General features: G+C 72.3%; 13 protein-coding genes and 1 riboswitch. Of the genes, 6 read left to right on the forward strand and 7 right to left on the reverse strand.

Features of this window, described 5'->3' with window-relative positions; all coding sequences use genetic code 11:
• Window positions 1-68: 68 nt before the first annotated feature.
• Window positions 69-2,540 (reverse strand): DNA helicase PcrA, encoded by a 2,472-nt coding sequence (gene pcrA / locus AC3ET3_RS02385; RefSeq protein ID WP_435611528.1) that lies wholly within the window; start codon window positions 2,538-2,540, stop codon window positions 69-71.
• Between the two features lie 258 nt (window positions 2,541-2,798).
• Window positions 2,799-2,969, forward strand: a riboswitch (cyclic di-AMP (ydaO/yuaA leader).
• An 8-nt stretch (window positions 2,970-2,977) separates the two neighbouring features.
• Here pcrA and AC3ET3_RS02390 point away from each other — a divergent pair.
• Window positions 2,978-4,159: a C40 family peptidase gene (locus tag AC3ET3_RS02390; protein WP_435611529.1), complete on the forward strand. Its 1,182-nt coding sequence runs from the start codon at window positions 2,978-2,980 to the stop codon at window positions 4,157-4,159.
• Between the two features lie 92 nt (window positions 4,160-4,251).
• Window positions 4,252-5,229 carry an SLAC1 family transporter gene (locus tag AC3ET3_RS02395; protein ID WP_432155397.1) on the forward strand — a complete coding sequence of 326 codons (978 nt, stop codon included), beginning with the start codon at window positions 4,252-4,254 and terminating at the stop codon, window positions 5,227-5,229.
• Here AC3ET3_RS02395 and AC3ET3_RS02400 read toward each other — a convergent pair.
• Entirely contained in the window at window positions 5,207-5,560 is a 354-nt protein-coding gene (locus AC3ET3_RS02400) for a hypothetical protein (RefSeq protein WP_432134933.1), read from the reverse strand. The genes AC3ET3_RS02395 and AC3ET3_RS02400 overlap by 23 nt on opposite strands.
• Window positions 5,561-5,995: 435 nt before the next feature.
• Between AC3ET3_RS02400 and AC3ET3_RS02405 the strand changes: the two genes are divergently transcribed.
• Together AC3ET3_RS02405 and AC3ET3_RS02410 are read left to right on the forward strand one after the other, a co-directional pair.
• Window positions 5,996-7,078, forward strand: a complete 1,083-nt coding sequence (locus AC3ET3_RS02405) for a C40 family peptidase (protein WP_432134934.1) — start codon at window positions 5,996-5,998, stop codon at window positions 7,076-7,078.
• A 172-nt stretch (window positions 7,079-7,250) separates the two neighbouring features.
• Entirely contained in the window at window positions 7,251-7,931 is a 681-nt protein-coding gene (locus tag AC3ET3_RS02410) for a hypothetical protein (RefSeq protein ID WP_432134935.1), read from the forward strand.
• Here AC3ET3_RS02410 and AC3ET3_RS02415 read toward each other — a convergent pair.
• Window positions 7,822-8,541 (reverse strand): LuxR C-terminal-related transcriptional regulator, encoded by a 720-nt coding sequence (locus tag AC3ET3_RS02415; RefSeq protein WP_435611530.1) that lies wholly within the window; start codon window positions 8,539-8,541, stop codon window positions 7,822-7,824. The two genes, AC3ET3_RS02410 and AC3ET3_RS02415, sit on opposite strands and share 110 nt — an antisense overlap.
• Window positions 8,538-9,830, reverse strand: coding sequence for an ATP-binding protein (locus tag AC3ET3_RS02420; RefSeq protein WP_432134937.1), 1,293 nt, complete (start codon window positions 9,828-9,830; stop codon window positions 8,538-8,540). The genes AC3ET3_RS02415 and AC3ET3_RS02420 overlap by 4 nt, the downstream gene beginning before the upstream one ends.
• A 681-nt stretch (window positions 9,831-10,511) precedes the next feature.
• Here AC3ET3_RS02420 and AC3ET3_RS02425 point away from each other — a divergent pair.
• Together AC3ET3_RS02425 and AC3ET3_RS02430 are read left to right on the forward strand one after the other, a co-directional pair.
• Window positions 10,512-11,798 carry a PspC domain-containing protein gene (locus tag AC3ET3_RS02425; protein ID WP_435611622.1) on the forward strand — a complete coding sequence of 429 codons (1,287 nt, stop codon included), beginning with the start codon at window positions 10,512-10,514 and terminating at the stop codon, window positions 11,796-11,798.
• Window positions 11,785-12,054 (forward strand): hypothetical protein, encoded by a 270-nt coding sequence (locus AC3ET3_RS02430; RefSeq protein ID WP_435611531.1) that lies wholly within the window; start codon window positions 11,785-11,787, stop codon window positions 12,052-12,054. The genes AC3ET3_RS02425 and AC3ET3_RS02430 overlap by 14 nt, the downstream gene beginning before the upstream one ends.
• A gap of 80 nt (window positions 12,055-12,134) precedes the next feature.
• Here AC3ET3_RS02430 and AC3ET3_RS02435 read toward each other — a convergent pair whose 3' ends face one another.
• From AC3ET3_RS02435 to AC3ET3_RS02445, 3 genes are all read right to left on the reverse strand, one after another.
• Window positions 12,135-12,647 (reverse strand): DoxX family protein, encoded by a 513-nt coding sequence (locus AC3ET3_RS02435; protein ID WP_435611532.1) that lies wholly within the window; start codon window positions 12,645-12,647, stop codon window positions 12,135-12,137.
• Between the two features lie 246 nt (window positions 12,648-12,893).
• Entirely contained in the window at window positions 12,894-14,171 is a 1,278-nt protein-coding gene (locus tag AC3ET3_RS02440; protein WP_435611533.1) for a hypothetical protein, read from the reverse strand.
• A 349-nt stretch (window positions 14,172-14,520) separates the two neighbouring features.
• Window positions 14,521-15,324, reverse strand: coding sequence for a class II aldolase/adducin family protein (locus AC3ET3_RS02445; protein WP_432134941.1), 804 nt, complete (start codon window positions 15,322-15,324; stop codon window positions 14,521-14,523).
• Window positions 15,325-15,335 lie beyond the last annotated feature (11 nt).

A 15,335-nucleotide genomic window follows, 5' to 3' on the forward strand; every position in this document is an offset into this window, starting at 1 on the left:
GCTGAGGTGCGCGTGCCCCCGCCGTTCGGCGGGGGCTCACTTGTGGATCGGCCCCGGGCCGGAGCGGGTCAGAGTTTCTCCACCGGCGCGTACCGCAGCAGCAGCCGCTTCGGTTTGGCGTCGCCGAAGTCGATGGTCGCCTCCGCGTTCGCTCCGGTGCCCTTCACCCCGACGACCGTGCCCAGGCCGAACTGGTCGTGGGTGACACGGTCACCGACGGCCAGGGCGACCACCGGTTTGTCGGTGGTGCGGCTGGTGGCGAAGCCGGACGCTCCCGACGCCGACGAACGGGAGCGGGACGACGACAGCGAGGACGCGACGCCGCCGGTCGGCGGTGCCAGGGTGGCGCCGGTGCGCTTCCAGTCCACATGCGTGGGCGGGATCTCCTCCAGGAAGCGGGAGGGCGGGTTGTACGACGGCTGTCCCCAGGCGCTGCGCATCGCCGAGCGGGTGAGGTAGAGCCGCTCACGCGCGCGGGTGATGCCGACGTAGGCCAGGCGGCGTTCCTCCTCCAGCTCCTTGGTCTGCCCGAGGGCGCGCATGTGCGGGAAGACGCCGTCCTCCATGCCGGTGAGGAACACCACCGGGAACTCCAGGCCCTTGGCGGTGTGCAGGGTCATCAGCGTGATGACGCCGTCGCCGTCCTCCTCGTCGGGGATCTGGTCGGAGTCGGCGACCAGGGCGACCTGCTCCAGGAAGTCGGCGAGGGTGCTCGCCTCGTCCTCCCCGCGCTCCTGCTCGAACTCCAGGGCGACGGCGGCGAGCTCCTGGAGGTTCTCGATGCGGGTCTCGTCCTGCGGGTCGGTGGAGGACTGCAGCTCGGCGAGGTAGCCGGTGCGCTCCAGGACGGCTTCCAGCACGGTCGCCGGGCCGGCTCCCGACTCGACGATCGTGCGCAGTTCCTCCATCAGCGCGTTGAACCGCTTGACCGCGTTCGTCGACCGCGCGGCCATGCCGTACGCCTCGTCGACGCGCTTGAGGGCCTGCGGGAAGCTGATCCTCTCGCGCTGGCTCAGGGCGTCGATCATCGCCTCGGCGCGCTCGCCGATGCCGCGCTTGGGCACGTTGAGGATGCGGCGCAGCGGCACGGAGTCCTCCGGGTTGGCGAGGACCCGCAGGTAGGCCAGGACGTCCCGGACCTCCTTGCGCTCGTAGAAGCGGACCCCGCCGACGACCTTGTAGGGCAGGCCGACGCGGATGAAGACCTCTTCGAAGACGCGGGACTGGGCGTTGGTGCGGTAGAAGACGGCGACATCGCCGGCCTTGGCCTCCCCCGCGTCGACCAGGCGGTCTATCTCGTCGGCGACGAACTGCGCCTCGTCGTGCTCGGTGTCGGCGACATAGCCGGTGATGCGCGCGCCCGTGCCCGCGTTGGTCCACAGGTTCTTGGGGCGGCGGGACTCGTTGCGCTCGATGACCGCGTTGGCGGCGGACAGGATGGTCTGCGTGGAGCGGTAGTTCTGCTCCAGCAGGATCGTCGTCGCGTCCGGGTAGTCCTCCTCGAACTGGAGGATGTTGCGGATGGTCGCGCCGCGGAAGGCGTAGATCGACTGGTCGGCGTCGCCCACGACGCACAGCTCGGCGGGCGGCACGTCGTACTCGCTCGGGGGCGCGTCGACGGGGTGCTCGGCGCTGCCGACCAGCTCGCGCACGAGGGCGTACTGGGCGTGGTTGGTGTCCTGGTACTCGTCGACCAGGACGTGCCGGAAGCGGCGGCGGTAGTGCTCGGCGACGTCCGGGAAGGCCCGCAGCAGGTTGACCGTGGTCATGATCAGGTCGTCGAAGTCCAGCGCGTTCGCCTCACGCAGGCGGGACTGGTAGAGCGCGTACGCCTGGGCGAGGGTCTTCTCGAAACCGTCGGCGGCCTGGGCGGCGAAGTCCTCCTCGTCGATCAGCTCGTTCTTCAGGTTGCTGATCTTGGCGCTGAACGACTTGGGCGGGAAGCGCTTCGGGTCCAGGTCCAGGTCCCGGCAGACCAGGGCCATCAGACGCTTGGAGTCGGCGGCGTCGTAGATCGAGAACGACGAGGTGAAGCCGAGCTTCTTGCTCTCCCGGCGCAGGATGCGTACGCACGCGCTGTGGAAAGTCATGACCCACATGGCGCCCGCGCGCGGGCCGACCAAGTGCTCGACGCGCTCCTTCATCTCGCCGGCGGCCTTGTTGGTGAAGGTGATCGCGAGGATCTGCCCGGGGTGCACGTTCCGCTCGGCGAGCAGGTACGCGATGCGGTGGGTGAGCACCCGGGTCTTGCCGGAGCCGGCGCCGGCCACGATGAGCAGCGGGGTGCCGGAGTGGACGACGGCGGCGCGCTGGTTGTCGTTCAGCCCCTCGATCAGCGCGGCGGCGTCCAGGGCGGGGCGCGGGGCGCCGTCGCGGTAGTGGGTGTCCCGGTCCGGGGGCACGTCGAACTTCCCGCCGAACAGATCGTCCGGAACCTGCTCCGGAGCGTGATCGTCCTCGGGCGGCGGCGGGGGTTCCTCCCCGTGCCCGCGGGGGGCCTGGAGGTCCGCCAGGAAGCTGTCGTCAAAGAGGCTGCTCATCGCTCTCCGAGTCTAGGGCGCCTCACTGACAACCGGCCGCCGTACCGGAACATCGGCGTCGGGGGTGAGGATCCTCACCACCTGACGCGCGCGCCGCCCACCTCACCGAACGGGGCCTCACCGTGACCGTCCGAAGCCGGACGAAGAAGGTCACGAAAATGTATCGGGCATATCACCCATCAACCTTCACAGGGGCCACACCGGTTGGCTACCGTGCGGGCGGGCCGTACGACCCCCACCGGCGAACGTCGCCGGGCCGCGCGGCCTCCGCCGAGTCCGGCGCGCCCCTCATGGCGACCGGAGCCGGGGACCCACCGACCTTGGGGTGAATCGGCCCGCCTCCCCTCCCGGGAACGAGCCGTAGGGCAACCCTTCCGATCGTCCGCCCGAACCCGACAGCTAACTCGGTAGGCGGAACATGGAAGGAGTCGCCTCCCTTGGCGTCGCAGCACCGCAAGCCGCGTTCCGCCGGTTCGCGCGTGGCCGGGATCCGCACCCCCGCCCTCGCCACCGCCGCCCTGACCTCCGTGGCCCTGCTCTCCCAGACGGCGAACGCCGCGCCCTCCGACGACGGCAGACCCAGCCTGGAGGAGGTCGAGAAGAAGGTCGACGACCTGTACCGGCAGGCGGAGTCGGCCACCGAGAAGTACAACGCCGCCAAGGAGCGGACGGCCAAGCAGCGCAAGCAGGTCGACACCCTTCTGGACGACGTCGCCCAGCGCACCCAGAAGCTCAACGCGGCCCGCGAGGAGCTGGGTTCCTACGCGGCCGCGCAGTACCGCACCGGTGCGGCCGTGCCGGACACCGCGACCTTCCTGCTCGCGGACTCCGCGCAGGACTACTTCGACCAGTCCCAGCTGATGAACCGGATGACCGACCGTCAGAAGGACGCGGTCGACGACTACATCACCGAGCAGTCGGAGACGATGCGCAAGCGCCGGGAGGCGTCGCAGAGCCTGCAGACGCTGACCGAGACGCAGAACGAGCTCAAGACCGCCAAGGCCACCGTCCAGAAGAAGCTCGGCGACGCGCGCGAACTGCTGGCGGAGCTGACGGCGCAGGAGAAGGCCCGGCTCGCCGAGATCGAGCGGCAGAAGCGGGAGGAGGCCGCCCGCAAGGCCGCGGAGCTGGCCGAGCGGCAGGCGGCCGAGGAAGCGGCCCGACAGGCGGCCGCCCAGCAGGACACCTCGACGCCGGCCGGCTCCACCGCGGACACCTCGGGCTCGACGGCGGCCGCTCCGGCCACCGACTCCTCGTACACCACGAAGGCCGAGAAGGCTCTCGCCTTCGCCCGCGCGCAGGTCGGCAAGCCCTACGTCTGGGGCGCCACCGGGCCCGACTCCTACGACTGCTCCGGCCTCACCCAGGCCGCCTGGAAAGCCGCCGACGTCACTCTCCCGCGCACCACCTGGGACCAGGTCGAGGCCGGCACCACGGTCCCCCTGTCCCAGGCCCAGCCTGGTGACCTCGTCTTCTTCTACGGCGACATCAGCCACGTCGGCCTCTACATCGGCAACGGCATGATGATCCACGCCCCGAAGCCCGGCGCGTACGTCCGTGAGGAGTCCATCTACTACGACGGCGAGTCCTCGATCCACAGCGTGGTCCGCCCGGCCTGACCGCTCCCGGTCTCCCCCGGCCCGGCCGTTTTTGTCGCCGCCCGCGTGCGCGCCCCACTCCGGCGTCGGAGCGGGGTCCGTAGCATCGGTGCATGTCCGGGACGATCACATCGCTGTACGACCGGTGGGGGCGGCGTCCGCCGGCGGCCGGGGCCGCCGTCATGGCGACCGGCATCGTGTCGGTCGGGCTGGACCTGACCGGTTACGACACGCTGTCGCTGATCGCGTTGGCGACAGCGTCGCTCGCGTGGGCACTGCTGGCGGCGGACTTCACCGCGCGGCTGCTGTGGGACCGCAAGCGGTGGCTGGCCGAGGCGGGCACGCCGGGCGCGCTCACCGCCGTGGCCGCGACGGCGGTGCTCGGGACCCGGTTCTCCGCGATGGGCCGGCACACGCTCGCCGGGGCTCTGCTGGCGCTGGCGGTGCTGTGGTGGCCGGTGCTCCTCGTGGACGTCGTGCGGCACCGGCGGGACCGCATGCCGGGCTCGGTGTTCCTGTGCACCGTGGCCACGCAGGCGCTCGCCGCGCTCGGCGCGACGCTCGCCCGGGCGCAGGGCCTGGCCTGGCTCGCGCACGCGGCGCTCGTGGTGTTCTGGCTGGGCCTCGGGCTCTACGCCTTCGCTCTGGCCCATTTCGACTTCCGGGAGATCGCCACCGGCGCCGGGGACCACTGGGTGGCCGCCGGGGGGCTGTCGACCTCCGCACTCGCGGGCGCCAATCTGCTCAGCGCCGACGACACCGGTCTGCGCCTGTGGAACGCCGACGACACGGGCGTCCTGCGCACCGTCACCGCGGCCCTGCTGGTGCTCGCCCTGTGCTGGTACGCCGTGCTGCTGGCCGCCGAGGCGGCGTGGCCGCGCCCGCGCTACGACGTGCGCCGCTGGGCGACGGTGTTCCCGATGGGCATGATGGCCGTGGCGGCTTCGTCGGCGGCCACCGCCGCCGATCTGCCCTGGGCCCGCCGGTCGGAGCACGGGCTGCTGTGGGTCGCGGTGGCCGTGTGGACGGCGGTCGCCGTGGGCGCGGTCGCCTCCGCGCTCGGGGCGATCAGGTCCACAGCACCGCGATGAACACGTTCGCCATGGTGAGCGCCCCGACCAGGCCGAACAGCCGCTTGTCCACCCGCTCCTCGTCGCGCTGCACGTAGACCAGGCCGAGGATCACGATCAGCAGGGCCAGTTTCACCCCGATCTTCACGTTGTTGACGTGGTCGTACTCCGCCTGGTCGAGGCCGACCAGGACCACGCCGGTGACGAGCATGGTGGCCGCGCCGTGCAGCATGGCGGGGACGAACCGGGCGGTGCCCTGGCCCATCGCCTTCATCTGCGTGAGGAACCCGCCGAGGAGCGCGCCGATGCCGATGATGTGCAGGCCGACGAAGAGATGGATGAGTACGTCCATGAGGCCGGATGCTAATCAGCCCCCTGGTCCCCGCCCGACACCGGCCCCGCCGTGAGCGCCCCGTGAGCGCCCCCGGACGGACTGTCCCGCGCCGAATGCGGTGCCATAGCAGCCGTCGCGCCCCGGCCGCCCCGGGTTCCCCGCCTTCGGTCAGCGCCCCGCGTCAACCCGTCGCCCACACCCCGCCCTGCCGGTCAGGTGTGGTCACCGGGCTGTCCGCTTGTGTCATTTCCGTACATCGCGTCACCGACCCCGCACCGGCGGGCCTAGCGTCCTGCAGCAGGTGACCGGCTCCCCACCGCCGCCCGGGCCAGGGGCGGCAGCCGGGCACCACCGCCGAGAGTCCGGCGGCGTCCCGCTCCCCCGTGCGGGCGCCGCCGGGCAACCCCCGCTCCCGGTACCGCGGCGGTCGTACGAAAGGACGTGCAGTCCCAGGTGGCAGCGCACCGCAAGTCCCGACAGCGCTCACTCGGCGGCCATACGGTCCGTACCGCGGCGACCTTCGCCCTCGCGGGCGCGGCGACCGCCACGGCGTTCGACGGCACCGGACACGCCGAGCCGCAGCTGACGCCCGCGCAGGTCAAGGCGAAGGTGGACCAGCTGTACCAGGAGGCCGAGGTGGCCACCGAGAAGTACAACGGCGCCAAGGAGAAGGCCCAGCAGGCCGAGCGGCGGCTGAGGACGCTGCGGGACCAGGCGGCGCGCAAGGCGCAGCGACTGAACTCGGCCCGCGAGGCGCTGGGTTCGATGGCGGCGGCCCAGTACCGCACCGGGACGATCGACCCGGCCGTGCAACTGGCGCTCTCCGACGACCCCGACCAGTACCTCGACGGCGCCGCGTTCGCCGAACGCGCGAACGACCGCCAGTCCGCCACCGTCACCCGGGTGCGCAACGAACTCCGCGAGATCGAGCAGCTGCGCGGCGCGGCCCGCGTCGAACTCGACACCCTCCAGTCCCGTCAGGCTGAGCTGCGGCAGTACAAGAACACGATCACCGGCAAGCTGGACACCGCCCGCCGGCTGCTCGCCCGGCTGACCGCCGAGGAACAGGCCCGGCTCGCGGCCGACGACAGCACCGGGAGCGACGCCCGCGCCTCACGCACCTCCGCGGGCGGACCGCGCGACGGCCTGCGGGCCACCCCCGTCTCCTCGACCACGCAGGCCCCCAACTCCCGCACGGCGGCGGCCGTCGCCTACGCCTACTCCAAGATCGGCAGCCCCTACGTCTGGGGAGCCACCGGCCCGAACGCCTTCGACTGCTCCGGGCTCGTCCAGGCCGCCTACCGCTCCGCAGGCATCTCCCTGCCCCGCACCACCTACGCCCAGATCGACGCCGGCCGACGGGTCTCCCGCTCCGAACTCCTCCCCGGGGACCTGGTGTTCTTCTACTCCGGCATCAGCCACGTGGGCCTCTACATCGGCAACGGGCAGATGATCCACGCCCCCAACCCGTCCTCCTCGGTCCGTGTCGCCCCCATCGACCAAATGCCCTTCGCCGGAGCGACCCGGGTGGTGTGAACGAGACAGCGGGCGCCGCGTCGGGGCGCCGGGGCATGGCCGGAACGGCGGGGGCCGCAACGACCCCGGCTCCGTGGCACGGTAGCGTCACGACCGTCCCCGCCGCGCCTCACCGACCCTCAAGAGAGTCCCGATGTCGCGCTCCCTACTGTCGCCGCCTTCACCGCCGCACTTGCGCGCCTGGCCGGACCGGACCGCGTTGCTGGCCGACCGCGCCCGGGCCCTGGCCGAACTGCACCGCCACAGCCTCGGAGTGCACCGGGTCCTTCTGCTGTGGCTGCTGGCGCTCGCCGCGATCATCGGCTGGGCGCTGCTGGTGCTGCCGCTGCAGCAGTTCGAGGAGCGGGACCCGACGGGCCTCCTCCTCGGCCCGGTCTTCGCACTGCTCGGGCTGGCCTCGCTCACCCCCTCCGTCGTCGCCGTCACCCGCGCCATCCGCCGCGACCGGCAGACGCGCCGGCTCCTCGACGCCTGGCTCGCCCTGGACCACCACCCCCAGACCGACGCCCGCCTGCGCTCCCCCGGCCTGAGCCTGTTCTGGCTGCTGTCCTCCGGCGCCCTGGGCTCGATCGGCCTCTGGGCGTCCGTCGCCTCCGCCGGCCCGGCTGCCGGGCAGAACGGCTACGCCCGCGCCGCCCTCGGCCTGGGCATCGGCACCATCCTGTGGCTGACCGGGCTCATCGGTGCGATCAACGCCGTACGCCACTACCGCTGGGCGGTGCGCGCCCTGCGGGCCGCGCCCGTCAGACGAGGCGCCGGGCCGTCGCCCACCGGGTCAGCTCATGACGGTTGGACAGCTGGAGCTTGCGCAGCACCGCCGACACATGGGACTCCACCGTCTTCACCGAGATGAACAGCTGCTTGGCGATCTCCTTGTACGCATAGCCGCGGGCGATGAGGCGGAGCACCTCCCGCTCGCGCTGGGTGAGGCGGTCGAGGTCCTCGTCGACCGGCGGAGCGTCCGTCGAGGCGAACGCGTCCAGCACGAAACCGGCCAGCCGGGGCGAGAAGACGGCGTCGCCCTCCTGCACCCTGAAGACGGAGTCGACAAGATCCGTGCCCGTGATCGTCTTGGTGACATAGCCCCGCGCGCCACCGCGGATCACCCCGATCACGTCCTCCGCCGCGTCCGACACGGACAGCGCGAGGAAACGCACCGGCTGCTCGGCGTCGGCCATCAGCGCGGCACACCGGCGCAGGACCTCCACCCCGCCACCGCCGGGCAGATGGACGTCCAGGAGGACCACCTCGGGGCGGGTCGCGGTGATGACCGTGACCGCCTGGTCGACGTCGGCGGCCTCGCCGACCACCTCGACGCCGGTCTGCTCGGTCTGCCCGATCTCGGCCTGCACCCCCGTACGGAACATACGGTGATCGTCGACGAGGACCACGCGCACATGGCGTCCGCCCGCACCACCGGTCGTCTCCGCGGGCTCCGCGTTCATCTCGGTCGGGTCGCTCATGACGTCTTCTCCGCCCTCTCCATCTCCAGCTCGACCTCCGTGCCGCCACCGGGCACCGCCCGCAGTCGCGCCGTACCGCCGTGGCGCTCCATGCGGCCGATGATCGATTCTCTGACACCCATGCGGTCGGCGGGTATCGCGTCGAGGTCGAAGCCGGGACCACGGTCACGTACGGACACGAAGACCGTCCTCCCCTCGACTTCGGCGTAGACCTGCACGGCGCCGCCCTCGCCACCGTACTTGGCGGCGTTCACCATCGCCTCGCGCGCGGCCTGCATCTGTGCCGCGGTCTTCTCGTCGAGCGGGCAGTCCCCCACGACGACGACCTCCAGGGGCACTCCGTGCTTGTCCTCCACCTCCGCGGCGTTGCGCTTGACCGCCTCGGCGAGCGTCGTCGGCTCGTCGGCCTCGTCCTTGCCGGTGCCCTCCGGCTTGTACAGCCAGGTGCGCAGGTCCCGCTCCTGGGCGCGGGCGAGCCGGCGGACCTCGCCGGCGTTCTCCGCGTTGCGCTGGATCAGGGTGAGGGTGTGCAGCACCGAGTCGTGGACGTGGGCGGCTACCTCCGCGCGCTCCTGGGCTCGGATGCGCATCAGGCGCTCCTCCGACAGGTCCTGGGTCATCCGGACCAGGTAGGGCCCGGCGAGCAGCGTTATCCCGACGAGTACCGCGAGGGCCGCCTGAAGGACGGAGCCGAGGTGTGCGGCGGAGCCCTGCAGCACGAAGATGCCGACGACACCGGCCGTGACCAGCAGGACACCGCCCACCGTGCGCAGCAGGGCGAGAGTGCGCCGACGGCGGCCGACCTCGATCCAGCGGGCCCGGCGCGCGTTGTCCGCCTGCCGCCAGACCAGGGCGACGCCCGCGCCGACGAGGACGGCCGGCAGCAGATAGGCCTTGGCGCCCCCGCCGAGATCGACATTGCCCACGAAGATGAGGGCCATGACGACCATCAGGAGCAGGGCGACGATCTGCCCCTTCTCCGGTCTGCGGGCCACGAGTCTGCGGCGGCCGTCGGGCGAGATCTCGCTGCTGACGAGCGACGGCGGCCTCTGCGCCTCCACACCGCCGACGCCGAGCGGGACGAAGAACCAGAACGCCGCGTAGAGCAGGGCGCCGAGGCCGTCCGCCATGAACAGGCCGACGAAGACGAGCCGCACCCAGATCACGGGCAGTCCGAGATGCCCGGCGAGCCCCCGCGCCACGCCACCCAGCCAGCGACCGTCACTGCTGCGGTAGAGCTTGCGCGGCGGCCGCGGTTCGAGGAGTGGCGCTGCTGCGGCTTCCGGCATGCCAACGATGGTCACACGGCCGGCGGCGGCCGGGCATCAGGGTTCGTCCCCGAGACGCCCCTGATCTTCAGCCGCGGCAGGGTTCGAACGGCTCCCCGGCCGGGCGTCAGGGCGGATATCAGGGTCCGACCAGGGTCGTTCCGACTGCCACCGGGGCGGCTCACCCGCCACCATGGACGCATGGCAGATCACCAGCACGCCCCGGACACCGGGCCAGACGCGGACACCGCGTCCGACGCGTATGCCGCGGGCGCCGCAGGTGAGGAGCCGCGCGCGCACGAGCGGGCGGGCGCACCCGGGGAGAAGGGTGCGCCGGAGGGCCGGGAACCGCGGGCGGAACGGAGTGCGCCCGAGCAGTCGGACGGGCGCGGGAAGAGGGGGACGTCCCGAGGGGCGGACCGGGGTGAAGGGGCGGGCGTGACGGAGGAGACAGTGACGAACGGGGCGGACCAGGAGGTCGGCGTCCCCACCGGTGGGAGCAGCCGGGGGGACGCGGGCTCCGGCCGGCCGGGCAGCGCGGGGGCCGGTGGTGTCGGCACCACCGCCGCAGGTGCGGGCGGCTCCGCCGCGAGGCCGGACAACCCCGGTTCGGGAAGGGACGGCACGGCTGCGGAACAGCGTGAGGGGGTGTCCGCGGCCGAGGCGTCCGTGCCGCGACTGCGCCGGGACCCGGAGTACAAGATGCTCGCCGGTGTGTGCGCGGGTCTGGCGCGGCAGTGCGACATGGATCCAGTGATCTTCCGGATCACCCTGGCGGTGCTCTCCGCGACCGGCGGCATAGGCCTCATTTTCTACGGGTTCGCCTGGCTCTTCGTGCCGTACGCGGGCGAGGAGGAGAACGAGGTGCGCAAGCTCCTCACCGGCCGGGTCGACGGCCAGGCCCTCGCCGCGGTGCTGTTCGCGCTGGTGGGCTGCGGGGTGTTCCTGACGATGGTGAAGAACGGCGGGGTGCTGACGTTCGCCGTCGTCCTCTCCGTCCTCCTGGCCGGCGCCGGCTACTGGTCGCAGCGCCGCGCCGCCCCGGAAGAGGAGGAGCCGTCACCGAGCTCCGGGCCGCGCCCCGGCCGGCCGAACCCGATAGCCGCGCAGGCCGCCGCCGACGCTCCGCCGGAGGCGAAGGCACCGCCGGTGCCCGCGGCCTACCCGTCCTGGTGGCGCGACCCGATCGTCAAGGACGGCACGCACGTGGGCGGCACCGGCTATCTGTGGGGCCCGCGGGACGCCCAGGGCCGGGACGTCACGACGGCCCTCGACGTCGGACTGGGTGCCTACAGCCACGGACACGGCCGTCCGGATGTATGGGCGGCCCCGCCGGTCCGGGCGCCGAGACCTCGCGGCCCTCGCTGGATCGGGGGCTGGCTGTTCCTGCTGGCCTTGCTGGCGTGCGGCCTGACGACCTCGCTGACCTGGCAGGACCATCCGCTGGGCAGCAGTCTGCAGGCGGGGCTGTCGGCCGCGCTGATCGTGCTGGGTCTGGGGATCGCGGTGAGCGCGTTCCTGGGGCGCACCGGAGCCGGCTCGGTCCTGCTGGCGGTCGTCACGGCGGGTCTGCTGGCGGGTGCCGCCGCGCTGCCGCGGGACATCAGCACCCACTGGATCGAGCGGGAATGGCGACCGGCGGCGGTGACGGACATACGTGAGTCGTACGACCTCGGCACCGGCGAGGGGACGCTGGATCTGTCCCGGGTGAAACTCGCGGCGGGGCAGTCGGTGTCCACCGATGCCGAGGTGGGACTGGGCCGGCTGCGGGTGATCCTCCCGCCGGACGTGACGGTGAAGCTCGACATCGAGGTGGGTCTGGGTGACATCCAGTTGCCGGGTGACGACGAGAAGGACGTGGATGTGCAGCCGGACAGACACACTGAGCTGACCCTGCCGCCGGTCTCGGGCGGTAAGGACACCGGCACGCTCGTCCTGGATCTCCAGGTCGGGGCGGGACAGGCGGAGGTGGCCCGTGCTGCGTCATGAGTTCCGGCCGGGCCGGCTGGTCGCCGGTCTGTTCTTCGCGGCCGCGGGCGTGGTCTGCGCGGGCGACGTGGGCGGGCTGTGGGACAGCGAGTGGTTCGCCGTCATCCCGATCACCGTGGCCGGCCTTGCCCTGGCGGCTGTGACGGCGCTGACGGCCCGCGGTGTACGCAGACGCCGCCGCACCACGGGAGGGTCCGGCCCCGACGAGCCGGGAGGCACGCAGGGCCCGGGGAGCCGCTCCGGCGCGGCGGCGTGAGCCGACTCAGGCACGCGGACGGGTGAGGGCCGGAGCAGAAGCGGCCGGCTGTCGGTGAGCGGACCACCCGTGGCCCGGGCTCAGCGTCGGCGTCTGGCGCGCCAGAGCGCGTCGAGGGACAGGACCGGGGCTCCGGCGAGGACGAGAGGGAGCCAGGACATCAGGTACGGCAGATCATTGCCGTAGTAGTAGGGGTCGGAGGCCCAGCTGACCGTCAGCCAGAGGCTGAGCGAGATCAGGGCGCCGCCGAGGGCGGCCAGACGGGTGAGCAGGCCGAGCAGGGCGCCGATGCCCACGAGGAGTTCACCGGCGGCGATGGCGTAGCCGAAGGCGACGGGGTTGTTGAGGGCGAGGTCGACCAGGGCGGGGACGGCTGAGGAGTCGCGGACGGCCCGCATGGTCTCGCCGATGGAGCCGGGGCCGGAGTCCTTCATGAAGGCGCTGTCGGTGAGCTTGTCCAGCCCGGCGTAGAGGAAGGTGACGCCGAGGAAGAGGCGGAGCGGGAGGAGGGCGTAGCGGGTGGCGGTGGCGCGCCAGTCGCGGGGACCGTCGGTGTGGGGTGAGTGGGTGTCCGTACGCATGCTGTGAGTCATCGCCCGCAAACCGCCTCTCGTCCGGCCCGAGGGATCGATCCCTCGCCGAGCCCCTCAATAGACCATACGTACGAAAGGGGCGATACGTTCACGCGGCTGCGTCCGCCAGGACCAATGTCGGGCCAGGTGGGTCTTGTGCGGCGACGGCCGCGTTCGGCTCCCAGGGCAGGGAGAAAGCGCGGGGGTCCCGGGAAGTGCCGGGCGGATTGTCGAGTGGCGCCAAGGGCTGTCCAGTGGCCGTCCGGGTCAGTCGGTCACGTCGATCGGGTAGCGGTTCGTCTCCACACCGGCCGCCGTCACCACCTGGACGTCGACCCGGCCGGGCTCGACGTCCGCGGGGACCGGCACGGTGAGGACCGCGTCGGTGGGGTTACTGAAGCCGCCCGTGACGGGGACGAGGGGGACATGGACGTGGACGGCGCCGATGCGCACGACCATGCGGGAGAGCCGGTCGGCGCTCTGGGCGCCGGGCGGGACGAAGCCCGCGCCGCGGATCTCGATGTCGTCGCCGGTACGGATGGGGGCGTCGAGGTCGCCGGCTTCCCGGGAGCGGACGACGGAGAGGATGACGGGACGGCCGCCCTCCGCGTATTTGCCGGCGACGTAGGTGGCGGCGGAGACCAGTACCACCACGGCCAGTCCCCAGGGCAGATCGGGGAGCTGGTCGGGGCGGCGGGCCAGGCGGACGGCGGCGAAGACCAGGGCGACGACGCTGATCACGACGTACTGGATGTCGGCGAAGGTGCCGCGTCCCGAGTCGTCGGTGAGCAGGTCGGCGGCTCTGGGCCGGTCGGCGCGCACCTTCTGCAGGCGCTGGGAGAGTACGCGCAGCCCGACCACTCGGCGCACCAGCACGGCGATGCCGCACACCACCGCGAGGACGGTCACCACGCCGGCCCCGCGGGCGAGGTCGAGTCCGGCGATGAGGGTGTCGCGTTCGGTGTGACCGGAGGCGGCGGCGAGGCGGCCCGCCAGGACCAGGACCGCGTAGGCCAAGAGCAGCACCCAGGCCGCGGCGACCGCGCGGGAGGTGGACAGGCGGTTGTCCTCGCCGATGACGGGGGCGAGGACACCGCCGCGCGCTCGGTGGAACCAGGAGGCCGCGGTCAGGACACCGGCCACCAGCAGGGCGGCGAGCAGTCCGGCGGTGCGGGCCGTGGTCCAGCCCGCGCCGACAGCGGTGAGGGCCTGGACGAGCAGCAGGACGACGACGGCCGCCCACACCGTGCAGGCGGTGCGGACCCAGAGGCGGGCCAGCCAGGCCTCACCCTCGGCACGGCCCCGTTCGGCGACGAGTACGGCGGACTGGGTGAGTTCCTCGGAGACCCACTGTCGGGAGGCGGACACGGAGTGCGCCACCGCGGCCGGCAGGCCCTGGCCGGCCGCGAACTCGTCCCGCCGGAGCAGGAACGCGGCCACTGCCCGGCGGTGTCCCTCGCGTGCCCCGTGAGGGCAGTCGTCGCAGGTGCAGCCACCTGCGTGCGCGCCCGTTCCGACGTCCTGTCTCGCCTCCTGCACCGCCACGTGCGACGCCCGCCTTCCCCACGACCCATAAGCGGACGGCGACCTCCGTTGACCCGGCCACCGCCCGTGCAAAAACCGGTGCGACGTGAGCGAATTGTGCCCTACGGGACACCTGTCGCGCCTGCCAGGTCCGACTATCAGACACCCCCGCAAGGGTGAAGTCGCGATCGTCGCGTTGACTGTCCAGCCGATGCGGGGCCGACTGGCCTGCTCGGGCCTGCTGGGGCGCCCTCTTGAGCCTGCTCCGGCCTGCTCGAACCGGCTGCGAGCCGCTCGAGCCGGCTACGGCCCGCTCGCAGAGGTCCGCGGTCGGCTCGTGCTCGGCTGTGTCCGCTGTGTTCGGATGTGCTCAGCTCAGCAGGTCCGGTTCGCTGTTGCTGATGTCCTGCCAGAGTGGCTGGTAGTTGATCCACGCGACCAGGTCACCACCGAGTTGCTCACGGGTGGCCACCGCCTGCTTGTGGTCGATCAGCACCGGCCGTCCGGCGGCCCGGGCGAGGAGCTGGACCTGGCTGGACCGCTCCATGGACAGGAACCACCAGGCGGCGGCGTCCACCGAGTCCCCGACGGTCAGCAGCCCGTGGTTGCGCAGCACGAGCGCCTTGCGGGAGCCGAGCGCGGCGGCGATCCGGCGGCCTTCCTCGGCGTCGACGACGACGCCGGAGTAGGCGTCGTAGAGCGCCATGTCCTCGTAGAAGGCGCAACTCTCCTGGGTGATCGGGTCCAGGAGTTCACCGAGGGCGGCGAGGGCGCGGCCGTGCACGGAGTGGCAGTGGGCGACGGCGACGACGTCGGGACGGGCGGCGTGCACCTGGGCGTGCACGGTGAAGGCGGCCTGGTTGACGTGGTAGCGACCCTCGACGACCTGTCCGTCGGCATTGGCGAGGACCAGGTCGCTCACGGTGACGTGCTTGAACGGCACACCGAAGGGATTCACCCAGAAGCAATCGCTGTACTCGGGGTCGCGGGCGGTGATGTGCCCGGAGACGCCGTCCTCGAAGCCCTGCCGTCCGAAGATGCGCAGGGCGCCGGCGAGCCGTTCCTTGCGGTGCCGGCGTTCGTCCTCGACCGAGTCGTACCTGGGGGGCATCGCGAACCGCAGCTGGTCCGTCGGAAGGGCGGGGGGCGGGGTCGGCCGCGGTGTCCCGTGCATCGGGTCCTCCA

Source organism: Streptomyces sp. bgisy159 (assembly GCF_057707805.1).